Here is a 25,279-nt window from a genome sequence, read left to right as displayed (position 1 = left end):
GGGGTCCGCCCGAGCGACGAGGCCGGCCCGCGGTGTCGTCAGAGTGCTCCCGTGAGGAACTGCGCCTCCCCCTGACCGAAAGACCAGTCGGCGTCGCCGTTCTCGGTGATGCTCACGACGAGGTCGTTCCCCTGGATGCCGAGGCGCTCATGCAACGTGCGCGCGAGTGCGCGGTACAGGGCGACCTTGGCATCCTGCGGGCGCTCCTTCGACGTCACGCGCACGATCACGAGACGGGCGCTGCGCTGGATCCCGAGCCCCGTGTCGAGGGCCACGAGTTCGAACGGCTCGTGCTGGGTGAGGATCTGATACCGGTCGGTGTCGGGAACACCGAACGCGTCGACGACAGCGTCCTGCACGGCATCCATCAGGCGTCGCAGTTCGGTCTCGTCGTACTGGCCACGGATCGTGTCGATCATCAACAGGGGCATGGGGGTCCTTTCGTCGGTCCGGGGGGCACGGTACTCGCGGGCGGTGTGCGCGGGGGCGGCTTGACGGAGCTCTCCCGACACCCCGTGCTCCCCGGGCTCTCGCAGCCGTCCCCGCGTAGACTCGTGAAGTTCCGCCAACGACACAGGAGCGACATGAAGATCACCGGCCTCGGCCACGCGGGAATGTTCATCGAGACGCGGGGCGGCAGCATCATCTGCGATCCTGTCCTCGGTCCGAGCTTCTTCGGCTCGTGGTTCCCGTTCCCCGACAACCGCGCCCTGGACTGGGAGCGTTTCGGCAAAGCGGACTTCCTGTACATCTCGCACCGTCACCGCGATCACTTCGATCCGGCCCTGCTCGAGCGCTACGTGTCGAAAGACATCACGGTTCTGCTCCCCGAGTACCCGACCGATGATCTCGAGCAGGACCTCGTCGCACTCGGCTACACGAACCTCGTGCGCACCGAGGCCGGCGTGCCCCTGCAGTTCGGTGACCTGAGGCTCATGGTCACGCCCCTGCGCGCCCCCTCGGACGGGCCGATCGGCGACTCGTCGTTGTCGCTCGACGACGGAACCGCGTCGATCCTCAACCAGAACGATTCGCACCCGCTCGACCTCGACAAGCTGTTCGCCTTCGGCAAGCCCGACGCGTACTTCACCCAGGTCTCGGGCGCGATCTGGTGGCCCATGGTCTACGACCTGCCCCAGGACGCGAAGCAGAACTTCGCGCAGCTCAAGCGCGACGCGCAGAACAAGCGCGCGATGTACTACATCGACAAGGTGGACGCCGAGCACGTTTTCCCGATGGCCGGTCCGCCGATGTTCCTGCGCGAAGAGCTGTTCCGCTACAACGGCACGGGCCTCGAGAACGACTCGATCTTCACCGACCAACGGGAGTTCCTCGCGCACATGAAGGAGCAGCGCCCCGACCAGAAGGGCTACCTGTTCCTCCCGGGGACCGAGGTCGAGGTGCAGGGGTCGGACGTCACCGTCACCCAGACGCTGTACACGGATGCCGAGATCGAGCGTGTCTTCGGTGACAAGTGGAACTACCTGGCCGAGCAGCGCGACAGCCGCCAGGCCGAGGTACAGGCCGAAGAGGCCACCCGCGCGGAGGTCCTGCCGCCGGCCGAGATGCTCGCGGCGATCAAGGAGTGGTGGGAGCCGCTGCTGCGCCGCGCGCGCACCATCCGCAACGGCGTGGGCGGCATGGTGCGCTTCCGCATCGGCGAGCTCGACATGGTCGTGGATTTCCCCAAGGCGAAGGTCCGCGAGTACGCGGGCGAGGAGTGCATCTACTGGTACACGATCCCCGCCGACCTCGTGTCGACGAACATCCGCGACCGCGAGATCGACTGGTCGAACTCGATCTTCCTGTCGATGCAGTTCGAGGTGGGTCGTTCGGGCAAGTTCAACGAGTTCCTCACGACGTTCCTGAAGTGCCTGTCGCGGGACCGCATCGAGTACGTCGAGAACTGGTACGCCGAGCAGTCGGATCAGACCGAGGATGCCGAGATCGACGGCTGGACCGTCCAGCGTCGCTGCCCGCACCTGCGTGCCGACCTGACGAAGACCGGCAGGATCGAGGACGGCGTGCTGACGTGCTCGCTGCACGACTGGAAGTGGGACCTGGCCTCGGGTCGCTGCCTGACGACGACCGGTCACCCGATCCGCTCTACGCCCAGCGGCGAGCGCGCCGCGGCCGAGCGGGCCGCCGCCGAGGTCGCCGCGGGCTGAGGCTGCCGCTCGCGATGTCGCCCGCGGGAGGAGACTCCGGGAGGGGAGGACCGCACACGCGGCATCCGTCCTCTCCCCGCTGAATCTCCTCCCGCCCCGGGGCGCTGCCGGGGCCGCACGCACCACACGGCCGTGACCGCCCGCCCGGATCGACTCGACGGTCGTCCCACCCGACCCGCTAGACTCGACGAAGAACCACAGCAACCTTTAACCCCGTCCCGTGAGGCGGAGAAGGGAGCGGCGGATGAATACGCGCACCGTCATGCACGATGCCGATATCGCCCGCGCTTTGACGCGCATATCGCACGAGATCCTGGAGTCCAACAAAGGACCGGAAGGACTCGTCCTCCTCGGGATCCCGACCCGCGGCGTCACCCTCGCGAATCGCATCGGCCCTCTCGTCAGCGAGTTCGGTGGTACTGCCGTCCCCGTCGGCTCTCTCGACGTGACGATGTACCGCGACGATCTGCACCGCAACCCGACGCGTGCTCCGCGCAAGACCGAGATCCCCGCCGGGGGCATCGACGGCAAGACCGTCGTCTTGATCGACGACGTCCTGTTCTCGGGTCGCAGCATCCGCGCCGCCCTCGACGCCCTGCAGGACATCGGCCGACCGGCCGCCGTGCGCCTGGCGACGCTCATCGACCGCGGTCACCGCGAGCTGCCGATCCGCCCCGACTTCGTCGGGAAGAACCTCCCCAGCGCCCGCGACGAGCGCGTCAACGTGCGTCTCGCCGAGATCGACGGCATCGAGGAGGTGACGATCGAGTCATGAGGCATCTCCTCGACACCCAGCACCTCTCGCGGGCGGACGCCCTCGAGATCCTCGACGTCGCCGAAGACATGGCCGACACGCAGCGCCGCGAGGTCAAGAAGCTCCCGACCCTGCGCGGCAAGACCGTGGTCAACCTCTTCTTCGAGGACTCCACGCGCACACGCATCTCGTTCGAGGCCGCCGCCAAGCGGCTCTCCGCCGACGTGATCAACTTCTCGGCGAAGGGTTCGAGCGTCAGCAAGGGCGAATCGCTCCAAGACACCGCGCAGACCCTCCAGGCGATGGGGGCGGATGCCGTGGTCATCCGGCACGGGGCGTCCGGTGCCCCGCGGACCCTCGCGACCTCCGGCTGGATCAGCGCGGGCGTCGTCAACGCGGGCGACGGAACGCACGAGCACCCGACCCAGGCCCTGCTCGACGCCTTCACGATCCGCAAGCGCCTGTTCGGCGACGACAGCCGCGGCCGCGACCTCAGCGGCATCCGGGTGACGGTCGTCGGCGACGTGCTGCACTCGCGCGTCGCTCGCTCGAACGTCTGGCTGCTGCACACCCTGGGCGCCCACATCACGCTGGTCGCGCCGCCGACGCTGGTTCCGCAGGACGTCAGCGGGTGGCCCGTCGAGATCGACTACGACCTCGATCACGCGATCGCGGCGGGGCCGGACGCGCTCATGATGCTCCGCATCCAGCTCGAGCGCATGTCTGCTGCGTATTTCCCGACTGAACGGGAGTATTCCCGCCGCTACGGTCTCGACGCCCGGCGCTTGGCGGCTCTGCCGGACGGTAGCATTGTGCTGCATCCCGGTCCCATGAACCGGGGTCTGGAGATCTCCGCCGAAGCCGCCGATTCACCTCGCTCGACGGTGCTCGAGCAGGTCACGAACGGTGTCTCCGTGCGGATGGCCGTTCTGTACCTGCTGCTGGCAGGCGAGCGGCCCCACACCGAGAAAGAGGACCTCCGATGAGCCACGCCACCCCCCAGACGCTTCTGGTGCGCGGCGCGCGCATCGAGGGTCAGGATGCCACCGACCTCCTCGTCCTCGACGGGGTCATCGCCGAGACCGGTTCCGCTCTGTCGCACGCGGGCGCCACGGTCGTCGACGCCGACGGGCTCGTCGCCCTCCCCGGCCTGGTCGACCTGCACGTGCACCTGCGCGAGCCCGGGTACGAGGCATCCGAGACGATCCTCACCGGGTCCCGTGCCGCCGCGGCCGGTGGCTTCACCACCGTCTTCGCCATGCCCAACACGTCGCCCGTCGCCGACACGGCGGGCGTGGTCGAGCAGGAACTCGCCCTCGGCGAGGCCGCCGGCTACGTGCACGTGCAGCCGATCGGCGCCGTGACCGTGGGGCAGAAGGGCGAGCGGCTCGCCGAGCTGGGCGCGATGGCCGACTCGCGCGCCCGCGTCCGCGTCTTCAGCGACGACGGCTTCTGCGTCTTCGACCCGCTGATCATGCGGCGAGCGCTGGAATACGTGAAGGCCTTCGACGGCGTCATCGCGCAGCACGCACAGGATCCGCGTCTGACCGAGGGCGCCCAGATGAACGAGGGTGCCGTCTCGGCCGAGCTCGGTCTCGCCGGCTGGCCCGCCGTCGCCGAGGAATCGATCATCGCTCGCGACGTCCTGCTGGCCGAGCACGTCGGTTCGCGGCTGCACGTCTGCCACCTCAGCACCGCGGGTTCGGTCGACATCATCCGCTGGGCCAAGAAGCGCGGCGTCAACGTGACCGCAGAGGTCACCCCGCACCACCTGCTGCTGACCGACGAGCTCGTGCGCGACTACGACGCCCGTTTCAAGGTCAACCCGCCACTGCGCCGAGAAGAAGACGTCCTCGCCGTGCGCGAGGGCCTGGCCGACGGCACGATCGACATCGTGGCCACCGACCACGCTCCGCACCCCACCGAGGCGAAGGCCTGCGAGTGGGCGGCGGCGGCCAACGGCATGGTCGGCCTCGAGAGCGCTCTGCGGGTCGTCCACCACGCCATGGTCGAGACGGGTCTGATGAGCTGGGCCGACGTGGCCCGCGTGATGTCGGCGACCCCCGCGCGCATCGGTCGCCTCGACGGCCACGGCACCCCGGTGGCCGCGGGACAGCCCGCCACTTTCACACTGTACGACCCGCGGCCCTCCCGCCCCTTCGGTGTCGGCGACCTCGCGGGTCGCAGCACCAACTCGCCCTACCTGGGCCGGGATCTGCCCGGAGACGTGCGCTGGACCGTGCGGGGCGGCATCCCGACCGTCGTCGACGGTGCCGTGCTCGACGCCCCCGGAGCGCTCTCGTGAGCCGTGAGGGCGCCCTCCTCGTCATGATCGGCGTGGCCGTCGTGCTGCTGGCCCTGCTCGCGTGGGCCTGGGTGCGACGAACGCGGCGCGATGCGCGCTACTCCGCCCCGGTGGGGGAGCTGCCCGCCAACGCCGTCGAGACGGCGGTGTTCTCGGGGCTCTACGTCGCCACGACCCGACACGACGAGCCGCTCGAGCGCCTCGCGATCAGGGGCCTCGGCTTCCGCTCCCGCGTCGACGTCACCGTCACGACCGCCGGCGTCGCCCTCGACCTGCAGGGCCAGCCCCGCATCGCGCTCACCCGCGACCGCCTCATCGACGCAGCTCAAGCCACGGTCGCCATCGACCGCGTGGTCGAGCGTGACGGCCTGACGCGCGTCAGCTGGCGCATCGACGACGACACGATCGTCGACACCTACCTCCGACCCCAGGATGCCTCGGCGAAAGCCCTCGCCGACGCCATTCGTCCCCTCATCCCCACGACAGGAAGCGACGCATGACCGCCCTGATCCCTTCCTCGCGCCTCACGCGAGACCCCGCCGTCCTCGTGCTCGAAGACGGCACCCGCTACACCGGCCGTGCCTACGGCGCACGCGGCGAGACCCTCGGCGAGGTCGTCTTCGCCACCGGCATGACCGGCTACCAGGAGACGATCACCGACCCCTCGTACGCGGGCCAGATCGTGCTGCAGACCGCCCCCCACATCGGCAACACCGGGGTGAACGACGAAGACCCCGAGTCGCGGCGCATCTGGGTCGCCGGCTACGTCGTGCGCGATCCCTCGCGCATGGTGTCGAACTGGCGTGCCGACCGCTCGCTCGACGACGCGCTCGTCGAGGACGGGATCGTCGGCATCTCGGGCATCGACACCCGCGCCGTCACCCGCCGCATCCGCTCCTCGGGCAGCATGCGCGGCGGCGTCTTCTCGGGCGAGGCGGCGAGCCTGGATGCCGAGGAGCAGCTGCGACGTGTGCGCGAGGCCCCGAGCATGGCGGGCCGCAACCTCTCCGCCGAGGTCTCGGTGAGCGAGGTCGAGGTCACCCCGGCCACGACCGAGCGCCTCGGTAACCTCGCCGTACTCGATCTCGGAGTGAAGCGCTCCACGGTCGTGAACCTGGCCGCCCGCGGGTTCGACGTGCACGTGTTCCCGCAGTCCGCCACGATCGAGCAGATCCGCGCGATCGAGCCGGTCGCGGCGTTCTACTCGAACGGCCCCGGTGACCCCGCGGCATCCGACCGGCACGTCGAGCTGCTGCGCGATGTGCTGAGCGACGGACTACCGTTCTTCGGCATCTGCTTCGGCAACCAGCTGCTCGGCCGCGCCCTCGGCTTCGGCACCTACAAGCTGCCGTTCGGACACCGCGGCATCAACCAGCCCGTGCTCGACAAGACCACCGGCCGCGTCGAGATCACCTCGCAGAACCACGGCTTCGCCGTCGACGCCCCGCTCGACCAGGTCATCGACAGCCCGAACGGCTTCGGCCGCGTCGAGGTGAGCCACATCGGCCTCAACGACAACGTCGTGGAGGGTCTGCGCGCCCTCGACATCCCCGCCTTCAGCGTCCAGTACCACCCCGAGGCCGCCTCCGGCCCGCACGACGCCAACTACCTGTTCGACCGCTTCCGCGACATGGTGATCGCGAACCAGGAGACCAAGACCAATGCCTAAGCGCGACGACATCAACTCCGTCCTCGTCATCGGCTCCGGCCCGATCGTCATCGGTCAGGCCTGCGAGTTCGACTACTCCGGCACCCAGGCGTGCCGAGTGCTCCGCGAAGAGGGGGTGCGCGTCATCCTCGTCAACTCCAACCCGGCGACGATCATGACCGACCCCGACTTCGCCGACGCGACCTACATCGAGCCGATCACCCCCGAGGTCATCGAATCGATCATCGCCAAAGAGAAACCGGATGCCGTGCTCCCCACGCTCGGCGGTCAGACCGCGTTGAACGCGGCGATCCAGCTGCACAAGCGCGGAATCCTCGAGAAGTACGACGTCGAGCTCATCGGCGCGGACTTCGACGCGATCAACAGAGGCGAGGACCGCCAGATCTTCAAGGAGCTCGTCATCGAGGCGGGCGCCGATGTCGCGGCATCCGTCATCTGCCACTCCATGGACGAGCTGCTCGCGGGTGCCGAGAAGCTCGGCTACCCCCTGGTGGTGCGTCCCTCCTTCACCATGGGCGGTCTCGGCTCGGGCTTCGCGTACGACGAGGCCGACCTCCGCCGCATCGGCGGCGCGGGCCTGCACGACTCACCTACGAGCGAGGTGCTGCTCGAGGAGTCGATCCTCGGATGGAAGGAATACGAGCTCGAGCTCATGCGCGACACCGCCGACAACACGGTGGTCGTCTGCTCGATCGAGAACGTCGACCCGGTCGGCGTGCACACCGGCGACTCGATCACCGTGGCTCCCGCCCTCACGCTGACCGACCGCGAGTACCAGCGACTGCGCGACATCGGCATCGACATCATCCGCGCGGTCGGCGTCGACACCGGTGGCTGCAACATCCAGTTCGCGGTCGACCCGGCGAGCGGCCGCATCATCGTCATCGAGATGAACCCCCGCGTGTCGCGCTCGTCGGCGCTGGCATCGAAGGCCACGGGCTTCCCGATCGCCAAGATCGCCGCGAAGCTCGCGATCGGCTACCGCCTCGACGAGATCCCCAACGACATCACCAAGGTGACCCCGGCCAGCTTCGAGCCCACGCTCGACTACGTCGTGGTGAAGGTGCCGCGCTTCAACTTCGAGAAGTTCCCCGCCGCCGACACCACCCTCACCACCACCATGAAGTCGGTGGGCGAGGCCATGGCGATCGGCCGCAACTACACCACCGCCTTGCAGAAGGCCCTCCGTTCGCTCGAGAAGCGCGGCTCGAGCTTCCACTGGGGCGAGGAGTCGCGCTCGGTGGAGCAACTCCTCGAGATCGCGAAGACCCCGACCGACGGGCGCATCGTCGTGCTGCAGCAGGCGCTGCGCAAGGGCGCGACGGCCGAGCAGGCCTTCGACGCCACGGCCATCGACCCGTGGTTCATCGACCAGATGGTGCTCATCAACGAGGTCGCCGCCTTCATCGGCGAGGCTTCGGAACTGGATGCCGACACCCTCCGCGTCGCGAAAGAGCACGGTTTCAGCGACGCCCAGATCGCGCAGATCCGCGGGCTCGACGAAGCCGAGGTGCGCGAGATCCGTTACGCACTCGACGTGCGCCCGGTCTACAAGACCGTCGACACGTGCGCGGGGGAGTTCCCGGCTCTCACGCCGTACCACTACTCCTCGTACGACGCCGAGACCGAGGTCACGCCCTCCGAGCGCACCAAGGTCGTCATCATCGGTTCGGGCCCCAACCGCATCGGTCAGGGCGTCGAGTTCGACTACTCGTGCGTTCACGCCTCGTTCGCGCTGTCGGACGCCGGGTACGAGACGGTCATGGTCAACTGCAACCCCGAGACCGTGTCGACCGACTACGACACCTCCGACCGTCTGTACTTCGAGCCGCTGACGCTCGAGGACGTGCTCGAGGTGCTGCACGCCGAATCGCAGTCGGGGACCATCCTCGGCGTCGTGTGCCAGCTCGGCGGTCAGACGCCGCTGGGCCTGGCCAAGGGCATCGAGGCTGCGGGCTACACCATCCTCGGCACCAGCCCCGAGGCGATCGACCTCGCCGAGGAGCGCGAACTGTTCTCGCGCCTGCTCGACGACGCCGGTCTCGTGGCCCCGCGCAACGGCACCGCGATCGACGTCGAGGGCGCCGTGACCGTGGCCGAGGAGATCGGCTACCCCGTGCTGGTGCGCCCGAGCTTCGTGCTCGGCGGTCGCGGCATGGAGATCGTCTACTCGACGGAGGCCCTGCGCGACTACTTCGTCCGGGTCGCCGATCAGGCGATCATCGGCCCGGGTCTCCCGCTCCTCGTCGACCGCTTCCTCGACGACGCGATCGAGCTCGACGTCGACGCGCTGTTCGACGGCACCGACCTGTATATCGGCGGTGTCATGGAGCACCTCGAGGAAGCCGGCATCCACTCCGGCGACTCCTCGTGCACGCTGCCGCCGGTCTCGCTCGGTCGCACAGAGGTCGACCGCGTCCGCGAAGCGACCCTCGCGATCGCGAAGGGCGTCGGCGTCCGCGGTCTGCTGAACGTGCAGTTCGCGATCTCGGCGGGGGTCCTCTACGTCATCGAGGCGAACCCGCGCGCGAGTCGCACCGTGCCGTTCGTGTCGAAGGCTCTCGGCATCCCGCTCGCGAAGGCCGCCAGCCGCATCATGGCCGGCAACACCGTCGCCGAGCTCATCGCCGAGGGTCTGCTGCCCGAGCAGGACGGCTCGCGCGTGCCGCTCGACGCTCCCGTCGCGGTCAAAGAGGCCGTGCTGCCGTTCAAGCGGTTCCGCACCGCCGACGGTCACACCGTCGACTCGGTGCTCGGGCCCGAGATGCGCTCGACCGGTGAGGTCATGGGCATCGACCGCGACTTCCCGACGGCGTTCGCGAAGTCGCAGGAGGCCGCCTACGGCGGGATGCCGACCTCCGGCACCGTCTTCATCTCGGTCGCCGACGCCGACAAGCGCGCGGTCATCCTGCCCGCCCACCGGCTGCAGGAGCTCGGCTTCGAGCTCGTGGCGACCGAGGGAACGGCGGAGATCCTGGCCCGCAACGGCATCCGCGTGAAGGTCGTCGAGAAGTACTCCGAAACGCAGGGCTCCGGTCAGCGCAACGTGGTCGACCTGATCAACGCCGGCGAGATCGACATGATCGTCAATACTCCTTCCGGCGGCACCGCCCGAGCCGACGGTTACGAGATCCGCGCGGCCGCCGTGGCGGCCGACAAGGCCCTGTTCACGACGATGGCCGTGCTCGGCGCCGCCGTGAGCGCCCTCGGCGCGATGAAGGACGGCTTCGGAGTGCGCAGCCTCCAGCAGTACGCCGTGGATCGCGCGGGGCGTCTGTGAGCGACACGTTCGGACAGCGCCTCAGCGCCGCCCTCGACCTGCACGGCGCCCTGTGCGTCGGCATCGACCCCCACGCCGCGCTGCTGTCGGCGTGGGGGCTGGATGCCACCGCCGAGGGCGCGCGCGCCTTCGGGCTGCGGGTGGTCGAGGCCGCCCGCGGCCGGGTCGGCGTGGTCAAGCCCCAGGTGGCGTTCTACGAGCGCTACGGTTCGCGCGGTTTCGCCGCCCTGGAGGACGTGATGGCGGCGGCCCGCGACGCGGGACTCCTCGTGATCGCAGACGCGAAGCGGGGTGACATCGGTACGACCATGGAAGGCTATGCCCACGCGTGGCTCGAGCCCGGCGCTCCCCTCGAAGCGGATGCCGTGACCCTGTCGCCCTACATGGGCGCCGACTCGCTGCGCGACACGCTGTCGCTCGCGGTGCACCACGGCAAGGGCGCGTTCGTGCTGACCGCGACGAGCAATCCCGAAGCCCGCGCCCTGCAGAGCGCGATCGTCGACGACGCGCAGGCCGTGGGCGACCACGAGCACGTCGCCGCCCGCGTCGCGCACGATGTCAACCAGGCCAACATCGGCGCGCCCGGGGCCCTCGGCCCCGTGGGCGTCGTCGTCGGAGCCACTGTGGATCGTTCCGCCTTCGGTCTCGGAGACGTGGCCCTGGCGGGGATGCCCATCCTCGCCCCCGGTTTCGGGGCGCAGGGAGCGGCCCCGGCCGATCTGCGCCGCCTCTTCGGCTACGTCGCCAAGGCCGTCGTGGCCAACGAGAGCCGGAGCATCCTCGCGGTCGGACCCGACCGTCTCGCCGCCCGCATCGATGAGCGCGCCGCGCTCTACCGGGAGTCCCTGCATGGCTGAAACCCGTCGTCCACCCGAGGTCGATCGCGCCGCCGCCTCGCGCCGCGCGGTCGAGGCCCGTCGCGAGCGCGCCGCGCTCAAGCGCGACGTGTCGACCCGCGTCATCTCGCCGCAGGAGCTGCTGCGCCGGGGGCTCGCCGACCCGCTCTCCGCGGCCGGCGCGATGCGCGTGACCGAGTTCCTGACGGCGATCCCCGCGATCGGCGAGAGCAAACGCGATCGCATCCTCGCGTCGCTCTCGATCTCGCCGGTCAAGCGCCTCGGCGGGCTCGGCACGCGGCAACGGAATGCCCTGCGGGAGTACCTCGACACGCGTTGGCCCGAGCCCGCCCCGCGCGAGGGCCGCAGTCGCCTCGTCGTGCTCGCCGGCCCGACCGCGGTGGGCAAGGGCACGGTCGCCGCGCATGTCAAGGCGAACTACCCCCAGATCCACCTCTCGGTCTCTGCCACCACCCGCGCTCCCCGCCCGGGCGAGGTCGAGGGGGAGCACTACTACTTCGTCGACGACGCCGAGTTCGACCGTCTGATCGCCGAGGGGGAGCTGTTGGAGTGGGCCGTGGTTCACAACAAGAACCGCTACGGCACTCCGCGCGCGCCCATCGAGCGTGTCCTCGCCGAGGGCGGCACAGCGCTTCTCGAGATCGACCTGCAGGGTGCCCGCCAGGTGCGCGCGGCCGATCCTTCGGCGACCCTCGTCTTCCTGCTCCCGCCGAGCTGGGACGAGCTCGTGCAGCGCCTGGTCGGGCGGGGCACCGAGGATGCCGAGGAGCGCGCCCGACGCCTGCGCACCGCGCGCGTCGAGCTCGCGGCGCAGAACGAGTTCGACTACCGCGTCGTGAACGAGGACGTCGCCTCGGCCGCCGCCGAGGTCGTCGCTCTCGCCGCGGCGCAGCAGTGAGCTCCGCGTCCCGTCGTCGGGGGCGGGTTCTGGCGCTCGGGGCGTGACACGTACGCCCCGATGCGCCGAATACGCCTCTAACCGAGACGACGAGACCCACCCGACACCCCTCGGCACAGGCCGGGCCGGCGTCGGCTAGAATGATCAGATGCTTCGGCGCCCCGAGCGCCGCATCCACCCCATCCCGCCGAACCAGGAGGTTCCCCATGGCCGGACGTGACAAGGGCATCATCGACCCGCCCATCGACGCTCTGCTCGACAAGGTCGACTCGAAGTATCAGCTCGTCATCTACGCGTCCAAGCGCGCGCGTCAGATCAACGACTACTACTCCGACCTGCACGAGGGAAACCTCTTCGACAACGTGGGACCGCTGGTCGACTCCACCGTCGAAGACAAGCCCCTCACGATCGCGCTGCACGAGATCCACGAAGACAAGCTGCGTCTGCGCGCAGCGGAGTAATCCACAGCCTGCACACTCTCGTGATCTGTTCACAGATGTGACGATGCCCCGGGCGGCTCTGCGCCACCCGGGGCATACTTGTGCCCATCCCCGCCCCACACTTCTCCGGAGTCGTTTTGACCGACCTGCGCCTGTTCACGTCCGAGTCCGTCACCGAGGGTCACCCCGACAAGATCTGCGACCAGATCTCCGACAGCATCCTCGACGCCATCCTCACCGAGGACCCCACCGGTCGCGTGGCCGTCGAGACCCTCGTCACCACGGGGCTCGTGCACGTCGCGGGCGAGGTGTCGACCAGCGCCTACGTCGAGATCCCCGCGATCGTGCGCGATGTGGTCAACCGCATCGGGTACACCTCGAGCGACACCGGCTTCGACGGTGAATCGTGCGGCGTCTCGGTGTCGATCGGGGCGCAGTCCTCCGATATCGCCGCGGGCGTCAACAAGGCGTTCGAGCAGCGTGAGCGCGGCTCCGTCGATCCGCGCGACCTCCAGGGGGCCGGCGACCAGGGCATCATGTTCGGGTTCGCCACCAACGAGACGCCCCAGCTCATGCCCATGGCCGCCTGGACCGCCCACCGGATCGCGGAGCGTCTGGCATCCGTGCGCAAAGACGGGTCGCTGCCGTTCCTCCGCCCCGACGGCAAGACGCAGGTGACCCTCGGCTACGACGGCCTCGTGCCGCGCACGGTGGACTCCGTCGTGCTGTCGACGCAGCACCACCCCGACATCTCTCAAGAAGATCTGCGCGCCGAGGTGCAGGCCGCCGTCATCGACCCGGTGCTGGCCGAGACGGGCCTCGAGCTGCCCGACGTGAAGTACTACATCAACCCCGCCGGTCCGTTCGTCATCGGCGGGCCGAAGGGAGACGCGGGTCTCACGGGTCGCAAGATCATCATCGACACCTACGGCGGCGCCTCACGTCACGGCGGCGGCGCCTTCAGCGGCAAGGACCCGTCGAAGGTCGACCGTTCGGCCGCGTACGCCATGCGCTGGGTCGCGAAGAACGCGGTCGCCGCGGGCCTCGCCGACCGTCTCGAGGTGCAGATCGCCTACGCGATCGGCAAGGCCAACCCCGTGGGGCTGTACGTGGAGTCGTTCGGCACCGCTCACGTGGCCGACGAGGCCATCGTGCGCGCGATCCGCAAGGTCTTCGATCTGCGTCCCGCCGCGATCGTCGACCAGCTCGACCTGCTGCGCCCGATCTACGCCCAGACCGCGACGTACGGCCACTTCGGCCGTGAGCTGCCCGACTTCACGTGGGAGCGCACCGACCGCGTCGACGAGCTGCGTACCGCCGCCGGACTCTGAGAGTGCGTGGGGGAGTACGCCCCGGCACCGACGACCGCCGCCGCACCCGGGAAGTGAGCTCATGAGCGAGCGTCGCGTGGCGCGCGTGCAACTCGAATCGCCCGTCCCGCAGCTCGACCGGCTGTTCGACTACGCCGTCCCGCACCCGCTGGTCGCCGATATCGCCCCGGGGGTCCGGGTGAAGGTGCCCCTTCGCTCGGCCGGTCGCATGATGGACGCCTTCGTCATCGAGGTCGTCGCCGACGACGGCTCGGAGCGACCGCTCTCGTCGGTCGAGGCGGTCGTGTCGCCGATGCCCGTCCTGCCCGAGCGCCTGTACACACTGGCGCGGCGTGTAGCCGATCGCGCAGCAGGATCGATCAGCGACATCCTGCGTCTCGCGGTGCCCAAACGCATGGTCCGCGCCGAGAAGGCCTGGGCCGCAGCCCCCGCGCCCACCGCCCCCGAGGTCGTTCCCGCCGCACACGAACGCGCCGTCGCGCTCCTCGCCCCCTACGCGGGGCTCGCCGCCGCCCTCGACGCCGGCGAGAGGATCGCGATCGACGCCCCTCCGCACCCGCACGCGGAGCTGCCGCGCGGGGCGTGGGCGGATCTCCTCGCCGCCGCCGCCGTGCAGACGCTCGCCCGGGGGCGCAGTGCCGTGCTCGTCGTCCCCGACTATCGTGATCAAGCTCAGCTCCTGGCGGCGCTGGGCGAGATCGTGAGTGCGGATGCCATCGTGCGCGACGACTCCGACCAGTCCGGGCCCGCGCGTTACGCGCAGTACCTCCGTACCCTCGCGCCCGTGCCCTGCATCGTCGTCGGCCGTCGCTCAGCGGTCTACGCCCCCGCTCACGACACCGGTCTCGTCGCGGTCTGGGACGACGGGGACACGCTCCTGTCCGAACCCCTCGCCCCCGGAGTGCACGCGCGCGACGCGGCCCTGGTGCGTCAGGAGATCGAGGGTTCGGCGCTGCTCTTCGCCGGCCACACCCGGACCACCGACGTGCAGCGCCTCGTCGAGGTCGGCTACGTCCGGGAGATCCCCCAGACGCGGCGCCCGAGCCCGCGCGTGGTCCTCAGCGCCACGCGCGAAGGCGAGCAGCGGCAGTCGAGGGTGCCGTCGTCGGCATTCGCCGCCGCACGAGAGGCTCTGCAGCACGGTCCGGTGCTCGTGCAGGTCGCCCGTCCCGGCTATGCCCCCTCCCTCGTCTGCGCTGACTGCCGCCGCCCCGCGCGCTGCCCGCACTGCGCCGGCCCCCTGCGCGCGGCTCGTCCCGGAGCGACGCCGGTTTGCGCCTGGTGCGGCCGCAGCGCCCACGCCTGGGCGTGCGGACACTGCGGCTCGACGAAACTGCGCATGGCGTCGTCGGGCAGCGAGCGCACCGCCGACGAGCTCGGCCGCGCCTTCCCGAACACCCGGGTGATCGTCGCCGACGGCGCCCACCCCGTCACCGAGGTCGACGCCGCCCCCGCCCTCGTCATCGCCACGCGCGGCGCCGAACCCCTCGCCCGGGGCGGCTATCGTGCCGTGATCCTGCTCGACGGCGACCGCATGCTGCAGAACGAGGCCCTGCGCATCGGCGAGCACTGCCTCCGGTGGTGGTCGAACGCCGCCGCTCTGGCCGCTCCGGGAGCCCCCGTGCACCTCGTCGGAGTCGCCGGCCCCGTCGCACGAGCCCTCGCCACCTGGACGCAGTCCGCCTATGCTCGCGCCGAACTCATCGATCGCGCGCCGCTGCGCATGCCCCCGGCGGTGCGGGTCGCGAGCGTCGACGGACACGCCCGGAGCGTCGACGTGCTGCTGGAATCCCTGCGGGAGAGCGTCCCCGACCTCGACGCCCTCGCGGTCCTGGGTCCGGTCGACACGTCCACCGACCCCCATTCCTCCTCGTCGCGCGCCCTGGTGCGCTTCGACTACGCACACGGCCGGGCGGTGGCAGAGGCACTGCGGGCAGGTGTCATCACCGATGCCCTTCGCGCTCGTAAGTCGCGCAAAGATCGCGGCCCCCAACCGCGCAGTACGCTCAGAGTCCGCCTCGACATCCCCGAGCCCGACCTCTGAGCGCCGTGCCACCCCGTCCGTCCGCTCCCGAGAGTCTGAGGAGACCCATGCGCCTCGTCTTCGCCGGCACCCCCGCCGTCGCCGTCCCCTCTCTGCGTGCCCTGGCATCCGGCACACACGAGATCGCGGCCGTCGTCACCCGCAGCGACGCTCCGCTCGGACGCAAGCGCGTTCTCACCCCCTCGCCGGTCGCGCGGGCCGCCGAAGAACTCGACATCCCGCTCATCAAGGCCGACCGGCTCGACGCCGAGGTCACCTCCCGGATCGCGGCCCTCGAGCCGGAGCTCGGTGTGATCGTGGCCTACGGCGGTCTCGTCCGTGAGCCGCTGCTCTCGACGCCCGCGCACGGGTGGATCAACCTGCATTTCTCCCTGCTCCCGCGCTGGCGCGGCGCTGCCCCCGTGCAGCGCGCACTCATGGCCGGCGACGCGGTCACGGGAGCGAGCGTCTTTCAGCTGGTCGCCGCGCTCGACGCCGGAGACGTGTTCGCCGAGGAGCGCTACGACATCCCCGCCGGGGCGACCTCGGCCGATCTGCTCGACGCCCTCGCCGAGATCGGCGCTCCGCTTCTCGCGCGCGTCGTCGACGGCATCGCCGACGGCACCGCAGTCGCCGCTCCGCAGCAGGGCGAACCCACCCTCGCCCCCAAGCTCACGCTCGACGACGGCGCCCTCGATCTGACCCGGGATGCCGAGAGCCTCCTGCACCAGATCGCCGGGGTCACCCCCGAGCCCGGCGCGCACACCACGCTCGACGGCGCCCGGTTGAAGGTGCTGCGCGCCGCCCCCGCGGACGCTCCGCCGCTCCCGCCCGGCCGAGTCACGGCGTCCGCAAAAGACGTGCTCGTGGGCACGGGAACCACGCCCCTGCGGCTCGAGACGGTCCAGCCGGCCGGCAAGGGCGCGATGCCGGCCGGCGACTGGTTCCGCGGCCTGCGGTCGAGCGAGCCGGTGCTGGGCGCATGAACGTGCAGGGAGCACGTGCCGTCGCCTTCGACGTGTTGCGGGCGGTGTCGGAGGACGAGGCCTACGCCAATCTCCTCCTGCCGCACGCCATCGCGCGACAGCGGCTGGATGCCAAGGACGCGGGGCTCGCGACCGAGTTGACGTACGGCACTCTTCGTCGCCGCGGCACATACGACGCGATCATCGCGACCGCGGCCGACCGCTCGATCGACCGGATCGATCCCGCCGTGCTCGACGCCGTGCGCCTCGGCGTGCACCAGTTGCTGTCGACCCGCGTGGCGTCCCACGCCGCCGTGAACGAGTCCGTCGAGCTCGCTCGTCGCCACGGCGGCGGGAAGGGTGCTGCGGGCTTCGCGAACGCGGTGCTGCGTCGCGTCTCGCGCGACAACCCCGGCGAGTGGATGCAGCGCATCGCCACCGGCGCCCGCAGCGACGACGAGCGCATCGGGCTGACCACCTCGCACCCCGTGTGGATCGTGCGGGCGCTGCGTCGTGCCCTGACCGCCGAGGGCCGCGCCGACGAACTCGAGGGGCTGCTCGAGGCCGACAACGTCGCCCCGCGCGTCGCGATGATCGCCCTCCCGGGCCTCGCCGAGGTACCCGAAGACGCCACAGCGGCGAGATTCGCTCCGACCGCTTTCACCACGCGCGGGGGAGACCCCGAGGGTCTCATCCGTTCGTCGCAGGGTCGTATCCGTGTGCAGGACGAGGGCTCTCAGCTCGCGGCCCTCGCCCTCAGCCGCGCCCTGCCGGTGCGAGAGGACGAGCGCTGGCTCGACCTGTGCGCGGGCCCGGGGGGCAAGACCGCGCTGCTCGCGGCCGAAGCCCTCGCGCACGGCGCGCACCTCGACGCCAACGAGATCTCCCCGGCCCGGGCGGGGTTAGTGCGCCAGGCCGTGGCATCCGTTCCCCTCGACGTCGACGTCAGCGAAGAGGACGGGCGCGAGCGCGCGGCCCGAATGCCGGGGAGGTACGACCGCGTCCTCGTCGACGCCCCGTGCACGGGGATCGGCGCGCTGCGTCGCCGCCCCGAGGCCCGGTGGCGGAAGACCCCGGCCGACGTGCCCGACCTCACCGCCCTGCAGCAGGAACTCGTGCTCGCCGCGTTCGAGGCGCTGAAGCCCGGCGGAGTGGTCGCCTATGTCACCTGCTCCCCGCACCTGGCCGAGACGTCGGGCGTTCTGGCCGAAGTCAAGCGTGCGTTGGGCGACGCCGCCGAAGAGCTCGACGCCCGCGCCGTCGTCCGCGAGATCGCGCGCGACGAGATCGATCTGCCCGATCAGGCCGACGGATCGTTGCGTGCGCAGCTGTGGCCCCACCGGCACGGGACCGACGCGATGTCGATCGCTCTGCTCCGCAAGCGCTGAGGCCGCGTCTCCGCCCGCGCGGTCGCCGCGATTCTTCGCGCCACCGCCGGAAGGGGCAGACCTCTCCGACGCGCGACGCGAGGGCGACGATCCGCACGCCCATAATGGTCGGGTGCCTACCGACGCCCCGCGCATCAACCCGAGTATCCTCGCCGCCGACTTCGTGAATATGGAAGCCGAGCTCGCACGCATCGCGGGCGCCGACTTCGTGCACGTCGACGTGATGGACAACCATTTCGTGCCGAATCTGACCTTCGGCCCGCAGATGGTCGGACGCATTCAAGAGACGAGTCCCGTGCCGCTGGATGTGCACCTGATGATCGACGACCCCGACCGCTGGGCTCCGGCGTACGCCGAGCTGGGTGCGGCATCCGTCACCTTCCATCTCGAGGCCGCGGCGTCGCCCGTCGCCCTCGCCCGGCAGCTGCGCTCGATCGGCGCCCGAGCCGGAGTGGCGGTCAAGCCCGGGACGCCCGTCGAGAATCTCTTCGACTCGCTCAACGAGTTCGACCAGATCCTCGTCATGACGGTCGAGCCCGGATTCGGGGGCCAGTCCTTCATGCCCGAGACCATGCCCAAGCTCCGCACGCTCGCCGACGAGGCGAAACGGCGAGGCTCGAGCGTCTGGCTGCAGGTCGACGGCGGTATCGGCGAGTCGACGATCGCGCAGGCCGCCGAAGCCGGGGCGGACACCTTCGTCGCCGGCTCCGCGGTCTTCGGCGCCGACGACCCCGACCGCGCGATCCAGTCCCTGCGCGCCTCGGCCGCCCGCCACCGCCACTGACGGTCGGGGCCGCTCGGTCGCCCCGCCGTCTCCGGCCGCGGCTGCACCCCCCGCATAAACGCGATCCACGCGCATAAACGCGCTCTCCCCGCGTTTACGCGCGCGAATAGCGTTTATGCGTGAGAGCGCCGGATGCCGGGACCCGGGCGCTCCGCGGGCAGCCCCACCCCCGCCGACCCGATACCCTGGACAGGTGAAGACCTTCGACGACCTGTTCGCGGAACTCAGCGCCAAGGCCGTCGAGCGACCCGAGGGATCCGGCACCGTCGCGCAGCTCGACGCCGGCGTGCACGCGATCGGCAAGAAGATCGTCGAAGAGGCAGCCGAAGTGTGGATGGCCGCCGAGTACGAGTCCGACGCCGCCGCGGCCGAAGAGATCTCGCAGCTGCTCTACCACCTGCAGACGCTCATGCTCGCGAAGGGCCTGTCGCTCGAGGACGTCTACCGACATCTCTGAGCCGCGCTCTCGACCCCCAGCTCCCTTCGAAACGAAAGCCCCCGACATGCTGCGCATCGCCGTGCCGAACAAGGGGTCGCTCGCCGAGACCGCCGCCGAGATGCTCTCGGAGGCCGGATACACCGGACGACGCGACTCGAAAGACCTGTACACCGTCGACCCCGTCAACGAGGTCGAGTTCTTCTACCTCCGTCCGCGGGACATCGCGACCTACGTCGGCTCGGGCGCGCTCGATGTCGGCATCACCGGCCGCGACCTGCTGCTCGACGCCCGCATGCCCGGCGCCCGAGAGGTCGAGTCGCTCGGCTTCGCCGGCTCCACGTTCCGCTTCGCCGGCCGCCCCGGCCGCTTCACCGACGTGCAGGACCTCCAGGGCCTGCGCGTAGCGACCGCCTATCCGGGTCTGGTCGATGCGTTCCTCGACGAGCGCGGCATCGCCGTCGACATCGTCCCGCTCGATGGAGCCGTCGAGTCCGCCGTCCAGCTCGGAGTGGCGGATGCCGTGGCCGACGTCGTCTCGACCGGCACGACGCTGCGTCAGGCGGGGCTCGAGATCTTCGGGCCGGTGCTGCTCGAGAGCGACGCCGTCCTGATCTCGGGCCCGAACGAGGTCGAGGGAACCGAGACGCTCCTGCGGCGCCTGCGCGGTGTCCTGGCGGCGCGCAAGTACGTGCTGGTCGACTACGACCTGCCCGCGGACCTCGTCGACCAGGCGATCGCCGTGGCCCCGGGCCTGGAGTCGCCGACGATCTCGCCGCTGCGCGACCCCGAATGGGTCGCCGTGCGCGTCATGAGCCCGCGCCGCGACGTCAACCGCGTCATGGACGAGCTCTACGCGATCGGCGCACGCGCGATCCTCGTCACCGAGATCCTCGCCGCGAGGCTCTGATGACCCTCGCGCGTCGCGTGATCCCGTGCCTCGACGTCGCGGGCGGCCGCGTCGTGAAGGGCGTCAACTTCCTCGACCTCCGCGACATGGGCGACCCGGTCGAGCTCGCGAAGCTCTACTTCGACCAGGGCGCCGACGAGGTCACGTTCCTCGATGTCACCGCCACGGTCGACGAGCGCTCGACGACGTACGACGTCGTCCGCCGCACGGCCGAGCAGGTCTTCATCCCGCTGACGGTCGGCGGGGGAGTGCGCTCCGACGACGATGTCGCCCGCCTGCTCGCGGTCGGCGCCGACAAGATCGGCGTGAACTCGGCCGCGATCGCGCGCCCCGACCTCATCGGCGAGATCGCCGACCGCTTCGGCGCACAGGTCATCGTGCTCTCGCTCGACGTGAAGCGTTCGGCATCCACTCCCTCCGGTTTCGTGGTGACCACCCACGGCGGCCGCACCGAGACGACCCTCGACGCCCTCGAATGGGCGCGCGAGGCCGTCGAGCGCGGAGCGGGGGAACTGCTGGTCAACTCCATCGACGCCGACGGCACGAAGCAGGGCTTCGATCTCGAGCTGGTCCGTCTCATGCGCCAGGTCGCCGCCGTGCCGGTCATCGCCTCGGGGGGTGCGGGCGCGCTCGAGCACTTCGCCCCGGCGATCCAGGCCGGCGCGGACGCCGTGCTGGCGGCATCCGTGTTCCACTCCGGCCAGCTGAGCGTCGGACAGGTGAAGGACGCCATGGCGGCCGAAGGGATCGAGGTACGCCGATGAGCGTCGACCGCGTGAAGTACGACGCCGACGGCCTTGTGCCCGCGGTGATCCAGCAGTTCGACTCGCGCGAGGTGCTGATGGTCGGGTGGATGGATGCCGAGGCCCTGAACCGCACGCTCACGACCGGCCGGGTGACATTCTGGTCGCGCTCGCGCGGGGAGTACTGGCGCAAGGGCGACACCTCGGGCCACATTCAGCTCGTCAAGGGCGCGCGCCTCGACTGCGACGGCGACACCCTGCTCATCGAGGTCGACCAGATCGGCGCCGCGTGCCACACGGGCGATCACACGTGCTTCGACGCCGACGACCTGCATCCGGTCGTGGGGGAGAGCTGATGCGTCGCGCCCGTTCGACGGCGGTGCTGGCGATGCTGCTGGCCGGAGCGATCGGTGTGATCGCCTCGACGCAGACCTGGATCGACGTCACCCTCGACGACGGCGCCCAGCAGACCCTGGCCGTACCGGGTGCCGAGGCGCTCCCTGTACTCACCCCGTTGAGTCTGGCCGCGCTCGCTCTCGGCGCCGCCCTCTCGATCGTCGGGCCGGTGCTGCGTCACGTCTTCGGCGCTCTCGGTCTGCTGATCGCCGCCTTCGTCGGTATCGGCACCGCGCAGATCCTCCTCGCGACCCCGGTCTCGGCGACCGCGGCGACCGTCACCGACGCGACGGGCATCTCGGGAACGGATGCCGTGGCCTCCCTCGTGCGCGATCTCGCGCTGACGCCGTGGCCCGCCGTGACGTTGGTCGCTCAGATCGTCCTGCTCTCGGCATCCGTCTTCACCCTCGTCACCGCGCGCCGGTGGGCCTCCGGCGCGAGCCGCAAGTACCGGACCGCGGACGAGACGGGAGGCGACACCGGTCGACCGCACGACGCGATCGACTCCTGGGACGATCTCTCGCGCGGCGACGACCCCACCGCCTGAGCGCGGTGGGCGCATCGCCCGCCCGGCGAAGATCCCCCGATGAACGGGCGCTGCCCCGGTACACGCTCGCCGAGGGCGTTCGCGAGTGCAGCAACCGGTGACCGCAGGTCATCACGGCGGTCGGCACGGCCGACACTCCAGAACTCGCGACATCGAGACGACCGCGCCGGGACCGCACCCTCGCTTCGGTAGACTGATCCGACGCTTTCCCCCGCGCTCGCGCGCGACTGTAAGGAGCCCCATGAGCAACCCCATCGGCGACCCCGGCCACGGACACTCGCCCGCCGCCTGGACGGCCGTGATCATCATGCTCGTCGCGTTCACGCTCGGCACGCTGTTCTTCTGGCTCGACATGCCCGTCCTGGTGTGGGCCTCGGTGGGTCTGCTCCTTGTCGGCGCGATCGTCGGCTGGGCCATGACCAAGGCCGGTTACGGCGCGAACGGCGCGAAGTCCAACCCGAAGGCCCACTGATGGCACTGGCCGATCTCACGGCCGGGGCGGTAGAAGACGCCGAGGAACGTGCTCAGTCGCGGCCCCTCGCCGCGGTGGAGCGCGATGCCCTCGCGCAGACGCCCGCGCGAGACGCCCTGGCGATGCTCGCCCCCGCCGAGCGCGTGAAGATCATCGCGGAGGTCAAGCGCGCGAGCCCGTCTCGCGGCGACCTCGCGGCGATCCCCGACCCCGCACGTCAGGCCCGCCTGTACGAGGAAGGCGGAGCGTCGGCGATCTCGGTGCTCACGGAGCGGCGCAAGTTCAAAGGGAGCCTCGCCGACCTCGAGGCCGTCCGCTCGGCGGTGAGCGTGCCGGTGCTGCGCAAGGACTTCATCGCCACCCCGTACCAGGTGCTCGAAGCCCGCGCCTCCGGTGCCGACCTCGTGCTGCTCATCGTGGCGGCCCTCGATCAGAAGACGCTCACCGAGCTGTACGGTCTCGTCACCGACCTCGGCATGACCGCCCTCGTCGAGACGCACTCGGCGGAAGAACTCGAGCGCGCCTCACAGCTGGGGGCGAAGCTCATCGGTGTCAACGCCCGCAACCTCTCGACCTTCGAGCTCGATCGCGATCTCTTCGGCTCTCTCGCCGAGCGGTTCCCGGCCGATGCGATCAAGATCGCGGAGTCCGCCGTGCTCGCGCCCGCCGACGTCGCGCACTACCGCGCCGCGGGCGCGGACGTGGTCCTCGTGGGCGAAGCCCTCGTGACCGGCGACCCCGTCGCCACGCTCCGTGCGTTCCTCCAGGAGACGACATGACCACCGCTCCCACCCCCGACCTGCGCGACCAGAAGGGGCCGTTCTTCGGCGACTTCGGCGGCCGCTACATGCCCGAGTCGCTGATCGCGGCGATCGACGAGCTCACCGAGGTCTACGAGTCGGCCATGGCCGACCCGGAGTTCCACGCCGAGCTGAGCGCGCTCCTGCACGACTACGCGGGACGACCCTCGGTGCTCACGGAGGTGCCGCGTTTCGCCGAGCACGCCGGGGGAGCGCGCGTCTTCCTCAAGCGCGAAGACCTCAATCACACCGGCTCGCACAAGATCAACAACGTCCTCGGTCAGGCGCTGCTCACCAAGCGCCTCGGCAAGACGCGCGTGATCGCCGAGACCGGCGCGGGCCAGCACGGCGTCGCCACCGCGACCGCCGCGGCCCTGTTCGGCCTCGAGTGCGTCGTCTACATGGGCGAGGTCGACACCGAACGTCAGGCCCTCAACGTCGCGCGCATGCGCCTTCTCGGCGCCGAGGTGATTCCGGTGACCACCGGTTCGCGCACGCTGAAGGACGCGATCAACGAGGCCTATCGCGACTGGGTCGCCTCGGTCGAGACGACCAACTACATCTTCGGCACGGCCGCAGGCCCCCACCCCTTCCCGGCGATGGTCCGCGACTTCCAGAAGATCATCGGCGAAGAGACCCGCGCCGAGTTCCTCCAGCGCCTGGGTCGCCTTCCCGATGCCGTCTTCGCGTGCGTCGGCGGCGGCTCGAACGCGATCGGCATGTTCGAGGCGTTTCTCGACGACGAGGGCGTCGCGCTCTACGGCGTCGAGGCGGCCGGCGACGGCGTCGACACGCCTCAGCACGCCGCGTCGATCGAACGCGGTCGCCCGGGGGTCCTCCACGGCGCCCGCACGTATGTGCTGCAAGACGAAGACGGTCAGACCACGGAGTCGCATTCGATCTCGGCCGGTCTTGACTACCCCGGTGTCGGTCCCGAGCACGCGTGGCTCGCCGACATCGGTCGGGCTCAGTACATCCCCGCCACCGACGACGAGGCGATGCAGGCCCTCCGCCTGCTGTCCCGAACCGAGGGCATCATCCCCGCCATCGAGTCGGCCCACGCCCTCGCCGGAGCCCTGCGCATCGGTCGCGAGCTGGGTCCGGATGCCGTGATCGCCATCAACCTCTCGGGTCGCGGCGACAAGGACATGGACACCGCGGCGCGCTACTTCGACCTGTACGACGCGGAGCACGCGCCCGAAGGCCCCGAGGGCGCCCCGCAGACACGTGCGGCAGCGACCGTGGCATCCGCTCCCGGCTCGCCCGTCGACGTGGCCCCGGCTGCCGACGCCGCCAGCGGCGCAGGAGTCGAGCTGTGACCTCGCGTGTCTCCGCGGCCATCGAGGCCGCCCGGGCGGAGGGACGCGGCGCTTTCGTCGGGTACCTGCCCGCGGGCTTCCCCGACGTCGCCACGAGCATCGAGGCGGCCGTCGCGCTGGCCGAAGCCGGTGCCGACGTCATCGAACTCGGGCCGCCCTACAGCGATCCGGTGATGGACGGTCTGGTCATCCAGGAGGCAACGCAGACCGCGCTGTCCAACGGGTTCCGCATGGCCGATCTGTTCACCATCATCCGCGAGGTCACCGCGCGCACCCACGTGCCGATCCTCGTCATGACGTATTGGAACCTCGTCGAGCAGTACGGCGTCGACCGGTACGCCGACGAGCTCGTGGCGGCCGGGGGAGCGGGACTCATCACGCCCGACATCACTCCCGACGCCGGCGCCGTCTGGATCGCCGCGAGCGAGCGCACGGGCCTCGACCGCGTCTTCCTCGCCGCCCCGACCTCGTCGGACGAGCGACTGCAGATGATCGTCCAGGCGTCCACGGGCTTCGTGTACACGGTGTCGACCATGGGCATCACGGGGGAACGGGCGCAGCTGGATGCCGCGGCTCGGGGTCTCGTGGAGCGCCTGCGGTCGTTCGGGGCCGAGCACGCGTGCGTCGGCATCGGCATCTCGAACGCCGAGCAGGTCGCCGGTGTCGTCGAGTACGCCGACGGGGCGATCGTGGGTACCGCGCTGGTCAAGGCGCTTCGCGACGGCGGCGTCGAGGGCCTCTCGGACCTCGCGCGCGAGCTGTCTGCGGGCACTGCGCAGCGCGCCTAGACTCGA

25 protein-coding genes are annotated in these 25,279 nt (G+C 70.5%); 24 read left to right on the top strand and 1 reads right to left on the bottom strand.

Translation table 11 applies throughout. The features are described from left to right. Positions 1-38: 38 nt before the first annotated feature. A complete protein-coding gene (locus NE358_RS07545) occupies positions 39-431 on the bottom strand; it encodes a tautomerase family protein (protein WP_141376714.1) in 393 nt (130 codons plus the stop codon). Between the two features lie 153 nt (positions 432-584). Between NE358_RS07545 and NE358_RS07540 the strand changes: the two genes are divergently transcribed. The 24 genes from NE358_RS07540 (at position 585) to trpA (ending at position 25,273) form a co-directional block, all read left to right on the top strand. Then, positions 585-2,168: a Rieske 2Fe-2S domain-containing protein gene (locus tag NE358_RS07540; RefSeq protein WP_289942503.1), complete on the top strand. Its 1,584-nt coding sequence runs from the start codon at positions 585-587 to the stop codon at positions 2,166-2,168. Positions 2,169-2,412: 244 nt separating this feature from the next. Further along, the gene (gene pyrR / locus NE358_RS07535) at positions 2,413-2,943 is read left to right on the top strand and encodes a bifunctional pyr operon transcriptional regulator/uracil phosphoribosyltransferase PyrR (RefSeq protein WP_103209551.1); all 531 of its coding nucleotides are present in this window, start codon (positions 2,413-2,415) and stop codon (positions 2,941-2,943) included. Further along, a complete protein-coding gene (locus NE358_RS07530; protein WP_116239759.1) occupies positions 2,940-3,908 on the top strand; it encodes an aspartate carbamoyltransferase catalytic subunit in 969 nt (322 codons plus the stop codon). Before pyrR ends, NE358_RS07530 begins: the two co-directional genes overlap by 4 nt. Continuing rightward, positions 3,905-5,227, top strand: coding sequence for a dihydroorotase (locus NE358_RS07525; protein ID WP_289942502.1), 1,323 nt, complete (start codon positions 3,905-3,907; stop codon positions 5,225-5,227). The genes NE358_RS07530 and NE358_RS07525 overlap by 4 nt, the downstream gene beginning before the upstream one ends. Further along, a complete protein-coding gene (locus tag NE358_RS07520; protein ID WP_103209557.1) occupies positions 5,224-5,727 on the top strand; it encodes a PH-like domain-containing protein in 504 nt (167 codons plus the stop codon). The genes NE358_RS07525 and NE358_RS07520 overlap by 4 nt, the downstream gene beginning before the upstream one ends. Continuing rightward, positions 5,724-6,896 (top strand): glutamine-hydrolyzing carbamoyl-phosphate synthase small subunit, encoded by a 1,173-nt coding sequence (gene carA, locus NE358_RS07515; RefSeq protein ID WP_289942501.1) that lies wholly within the window; start codon positions 5,724-5,726, stop codon positions 6,894-6,896. The genes NE358_RS07520 and carA overlap by 4 nt, the downstream gene beginning before the upstream one ends. Further along, complete coding sequence (gene carB, locus NE358_RS07510) at positions 6,889-10,176, top strand: carbamoyl-phosphate synthase large subunit (RefSeq protein ID WP_289942500.1); 3,288 nt, start codon at positions 6,889-6,891, stop codon at positions 10,174-10,176. Before carA ends, carB begins: the two co-directional genes overlap by 8 nt. Next, positions 10,173-11,033: an orotidine-5'-phosphate decarboxylase gene (gene pyrF / locus NE358_RS07505; RefSeq protein WP_289942499.1), complete on the top strand. Its 861-nt coding sequence runs from the start codon at positions 10,173-10,175 to the stop codon at positions 11,031-11,033. The genes carB and pyrF overlap by 4 nt, the downstream gene beginning before the upstream one ends. Further along, entirely contained in the window at positions 11,026-11,931 is a 906-nt protein-coding gene (gmk, locus tag NE358_RS07500) for a guanylate kinase (protein ID WP_116239754.1), read from the top strand. Before pyrF ends, gmk begins: the two co-directional genes overlap by 8 nt. A 206-nt stretch (positions 11,932-12,137) precedes the next feature. Continuing rightward, positions 12,138-12,392: a DNA-directed RNA polymerase subunit omega gene (gene rpoZ, locus NE358_RS07495; RefSeq protein ID WP_055837405.1), complete on the top strand. Its 255-nt coding sequence runs from the start codon at positions 12,138-12,140 to the stop codon at positions 12,390-12,392. A gap of 116 nt (positions 12,393-12,508) precedes the next feature. After that, the gene (metK, locus tag NE358_RS07490) at positions 12,509-13,702 is read left to right on the top strand and encodes a methionine adenosyltransferase (protein ID WP_289942498.1); all 1,194 of its coding nucleotides are present in this window, start codon (positions 12,509-12,511) and stop codon (positions 13,700-13,702) included. Positions 13,703-13,763: 61 nt separating this feature from the next. Continuing rightward, positions 13,764-15,746: a primosomal protein N' family DNA-binding protein gene (locus NE358_RS07485; protein ID WP_103209573.1), complete on the top strand. Its 1,983-nt coding sequence runs from the start codon at positions 13,764-13,766 to the stop codon at positions 15,744-15,746. Positions 15,747-15,793: 47 nt separating this feature from the next. After that, positions 15,794-16,711, top strand: coding sequence for a methionyl-tRNA formyltransferase (gene fmt, locus NE358_RS07480; RefSeq protein WP_141376733.1), 918 nt, complete (start codon positions 15,794-15,796; stop codon positions 16,709-16,711). Then, positions 16,708-18,078: an RsmB/NOP family class I SAM-dependent RNA methyltransferase gene (locus NE358_RS07475; RefSeq protein WP_174799666.1), complete on the top strand. Its 1,371-nt coding sequence runs from the start codon at positions 16,708-16,710 to the stop codon at positions 18,076-18,078. The genes fmt and NE358_RS07475 overlap by 4 nt, the downstream gene beginning before the upstream one ends. 112 nt (positions 18,079-18,190) lie before the next feature. After that, on the top strand, positions 18,191-18,862 hold the full coding sequence (gene rpe / locus NE358_RS07470) for a ribulose-phosphate 3-epimerase (protein WP_141376735.1): 672 nt from the start codon (positions 18,191-18,193) through the stop codon (positions 18,860-18,862). A gap of 193 nt (positions 18,863-19,055) precedes the next feature. Continuing rightward, positions 19,056-19,319: a phosphoribosyl-ATP diphosphatase gene (locus tag NE358_RS07465; protein ID WP_055837422.1), complete on the top strand. Its 264-nt coding sequence runs from the start codon at positions 19,056-19,058 to the stop codon at positions 19,317-19,319. Positions 19,320-19,365: 46 nt separating this feature from the next. Next, the gene (gene hisG / locus NE358_RS07460; RefSeq protein ID WP_103209578.1) at positions 19,366-20,208 is read left to right on the top strand and encodes an ATP phosphoribosyltransferase; all 843 of its coding nucleotides are present in this window, start codon (positions 19,366-19,368) and stop codon (positions 20,206-20,208) included. Beyond that, positions 20,208-20,972 carry an imidazole glycerol phosphate synthase subunit HisF gene (gene hisF, locus NE358_RS07455; RefSeq protein WP_103209580.1) on the top strand — a complete coding sequence of 255 codons (765 nt, stop codon included), beginning with the start codon at positions 20,208-20,210 and terminating at the stop codon, positions 20,970-20,972. The genes hisG and hisF overlap by 1 nt, the downstream gene beginning before the upstream one ends. Then, a complete protein-coding gene (gene hisI / locus NE358_RS07450; RefSeq protein ID WP_289942494.1) occupies positions 20,969-21,307 on the top strand; it encodes a phosphoribosyl-AMP cyclohydrolase in 339 nt (112 codons plus the stop codon). The genes hisF and hisI overlap by 4 nt, the downstream gene beginning before the upstream one ends. Beyond that, positions 21,307-21,894, top strand: a complete 588-nt coding sequence (locus NE358_RS07445; RefSeq protein WP_141376737.1) for a Trp biosynthesis-associated membrane protein — start codon at positions 21,307-21,309, stop codon at positions 21,892-21,894. The genes hisI and NE358_RS07445 overlap by 1 nt, the downstream gene beginning before the upstream one ends. Positions 21,895-22,135: 241 nt before the next feature. Beyond that, positions 22,136-22,366, top strand: a complete 231-nt coding sequence (locus NE358_RS07440; protein WP_103209588.1) for a DUF6704 family protein — start codon at positions 22,136-22,138, stop codon at positions 22,364-22,366. Continuing rightward, positions 22,366-23,145, top strand: a complete 780-nt coding sequence (gene trpC / locus NE358_RS07435; RefSeq protein WP_141376739.1) for an indole-3-glycerol phosphate synthase TrpC — start codon at positions 22,366-22,368, stop codon at positions 23,143-23,145. Before NE358_RS07440 ends, trpC begins: the two co-directional genes overlap by 1 nt. After that, on the top strand, positions 23,142-24,485 hold the full coding sequence (gene trpB, locus NE358_RS07430; protein WP_141376740.1) for a tryptophan synthase subunit beta: 1,344 nt from the start codon (positions 23,142-23,144) through the stop codon (positions 24,483-24,485). Before trpC ends, trpB begins: the two co-directional genes overlap by 4 nt. Beyond that, positions 24,482-25,273 (top strand): tryptophan synthase subunit alpha, encoded by a 792-nt coding sequence (trpA, locus tag NE358_RS07425; RefSeq protein ID WP_141376742.1) that lies wholly within the window; start codon positions 24,482-24,484, stop codon positions 25,271-25,273. Before trpB ends, trpA begins: the two co-directional genes overlap by 4 nt. Positions 25,274-25,279 lie beyond the last annotated feature (6 nt).

The organism is Sphingomonas sp. G5, assembly GCF_052660795.1.
The sequence above is the reverse complement of the archived record's forward strand: the minus strand, read 5'-3'. Positions and strand labels throughout refer to the sequence as shown.

Excerpts from the sequence above, each read along its gene's own strand:
- NE358_RS07545 (WP_141376714.1), bottom strand. The coding sequence starts at position 431 with ATGCCCCTGTTGATGATCGACACGATCCGTGGCCAGTACGACGAGACC.
- NE358_RS07540 (WP_289942503.1), top strand. The coding sequence starts at position 585 with ATGAAGATCACCGGCCTCGGCCACGCGGGAATGTTCATCGAGACGCGG.
- pyrR (WP_103209551.1), top strand. The coding sequence starts at position 2,413 with ATGAATACGCGCACCGTCATGCACGATGCCGATATCGCCCGCGCTTTG.
- NE358_RS07530 (WP_116239759.1), top strand. The coding sequence starts at position 2,940 with ATGAGGCATCTCCTCGACACCCAGCACCTCTCGCGGGCGGACGCCCTC.
- NE358_RS07525 (WP_289942502.1), top strand. The coding sequence starts at position 3,905 with ATGAGCCACGCCACCCCCCAGACGCTTCTGGTGCGCGGCGCGCGCATC.
- carA (WP_289942501.1), top strand. The coding sequence starts at position 5,724 with ATGACCGCCCTGATCCCTTCCTCGCGCCTCACGCGAGACCCCGCCGTC.
- carB (WP_289942500.1), top strand. The coding sequence starts at position 6,889 with ATGCCTAAGCGCGACGACATCAACTCCGTCCTCGTCATCGGCTCCGGC.
- gmk (WP_116239754.1), top strand. The coding sequence starts at position 11,026 with ATGGCTGAAACCCGTCGTCCACCCGAGGTCGATCGCGCCGCCGCCTCG.
- rpoZ (WP_055837405.1), top strand. The coding sequence starts at position 12,138 with ATGGCCGGACGTGACAAGGGCATCATCGACCCGCCCATCGACGCTCTG.
- NE358_RS07485 (WP_103209573.1), top strand. The coding sequence starts at position 13,764 with ATGAGCGAGCGTCGCGTGGCGCGCGTGCAACTCGAATCGCCCGTCCCG.
- fmt (WP_141376733.1), top strand. The coding sequence starts at position 15,794 with ATGCGCCTCGTCTTCGCCGGCACCCCCGCCGTCGCCGTCCCCTCTCTG.
- NE358_RS07475 (WP_174799666.1), top strand. The coding sequence starts at position 16,708 with ATGAACGTGCAGGGAGCACGTGCCGTCGCCTTCGACGTGTTGCGGGCG.
- hisG (WP_103209578.1), top strand. The coding sequence starts at position 19,366 with ATGCTGCGCATCGCCGTGCCGAACAAGGGGTCGCTCGCCGAGACCGCC.
- hisF (WP_103209580.1), top strand. The coding sequence starts at position 20,208 with ATGACCCTCGCGCGTCGCGTGATCCCGTGCCTCGACGTCGCGGGCGGC.
- hisI (WP_289942494.1), top strand. The coding sequence starts at position 20,969 with ATGAGCGTCGACCGCGTGAAGTACGACGCCGACGGCCTTGTGCCCGCG.
- NE358_RS07445 (WP_141376737.1), top strand. The coding sequence starts at position 21,307 with ATGCGTCGCGCCCGTTCGACGGCGGTGCTGGCGATGCTGCTGGCCGGA.
- NE358_RS07440 (WP_103209588.1), top strand. The coding sequence starts at position 22,136 with ATGAGCAACCCCATCGGCGACCCCGGCCACGGACACTCGCCCGCCGCC.
- trpC (WP_141376739.1), top strand. The coding sequence starts at position 22,366 with ATGGCACTGGCCGATCTCACGGCCGGGGCGGTAGAAGACGCCGAGGAA.
- trpB (WP_141376740.1), top strand. The coding sequence starts at position 23,142 with ATGACCACCGCTCCCACCCCCGACCTGCGCGACCAGAAGGGGCCGTTC.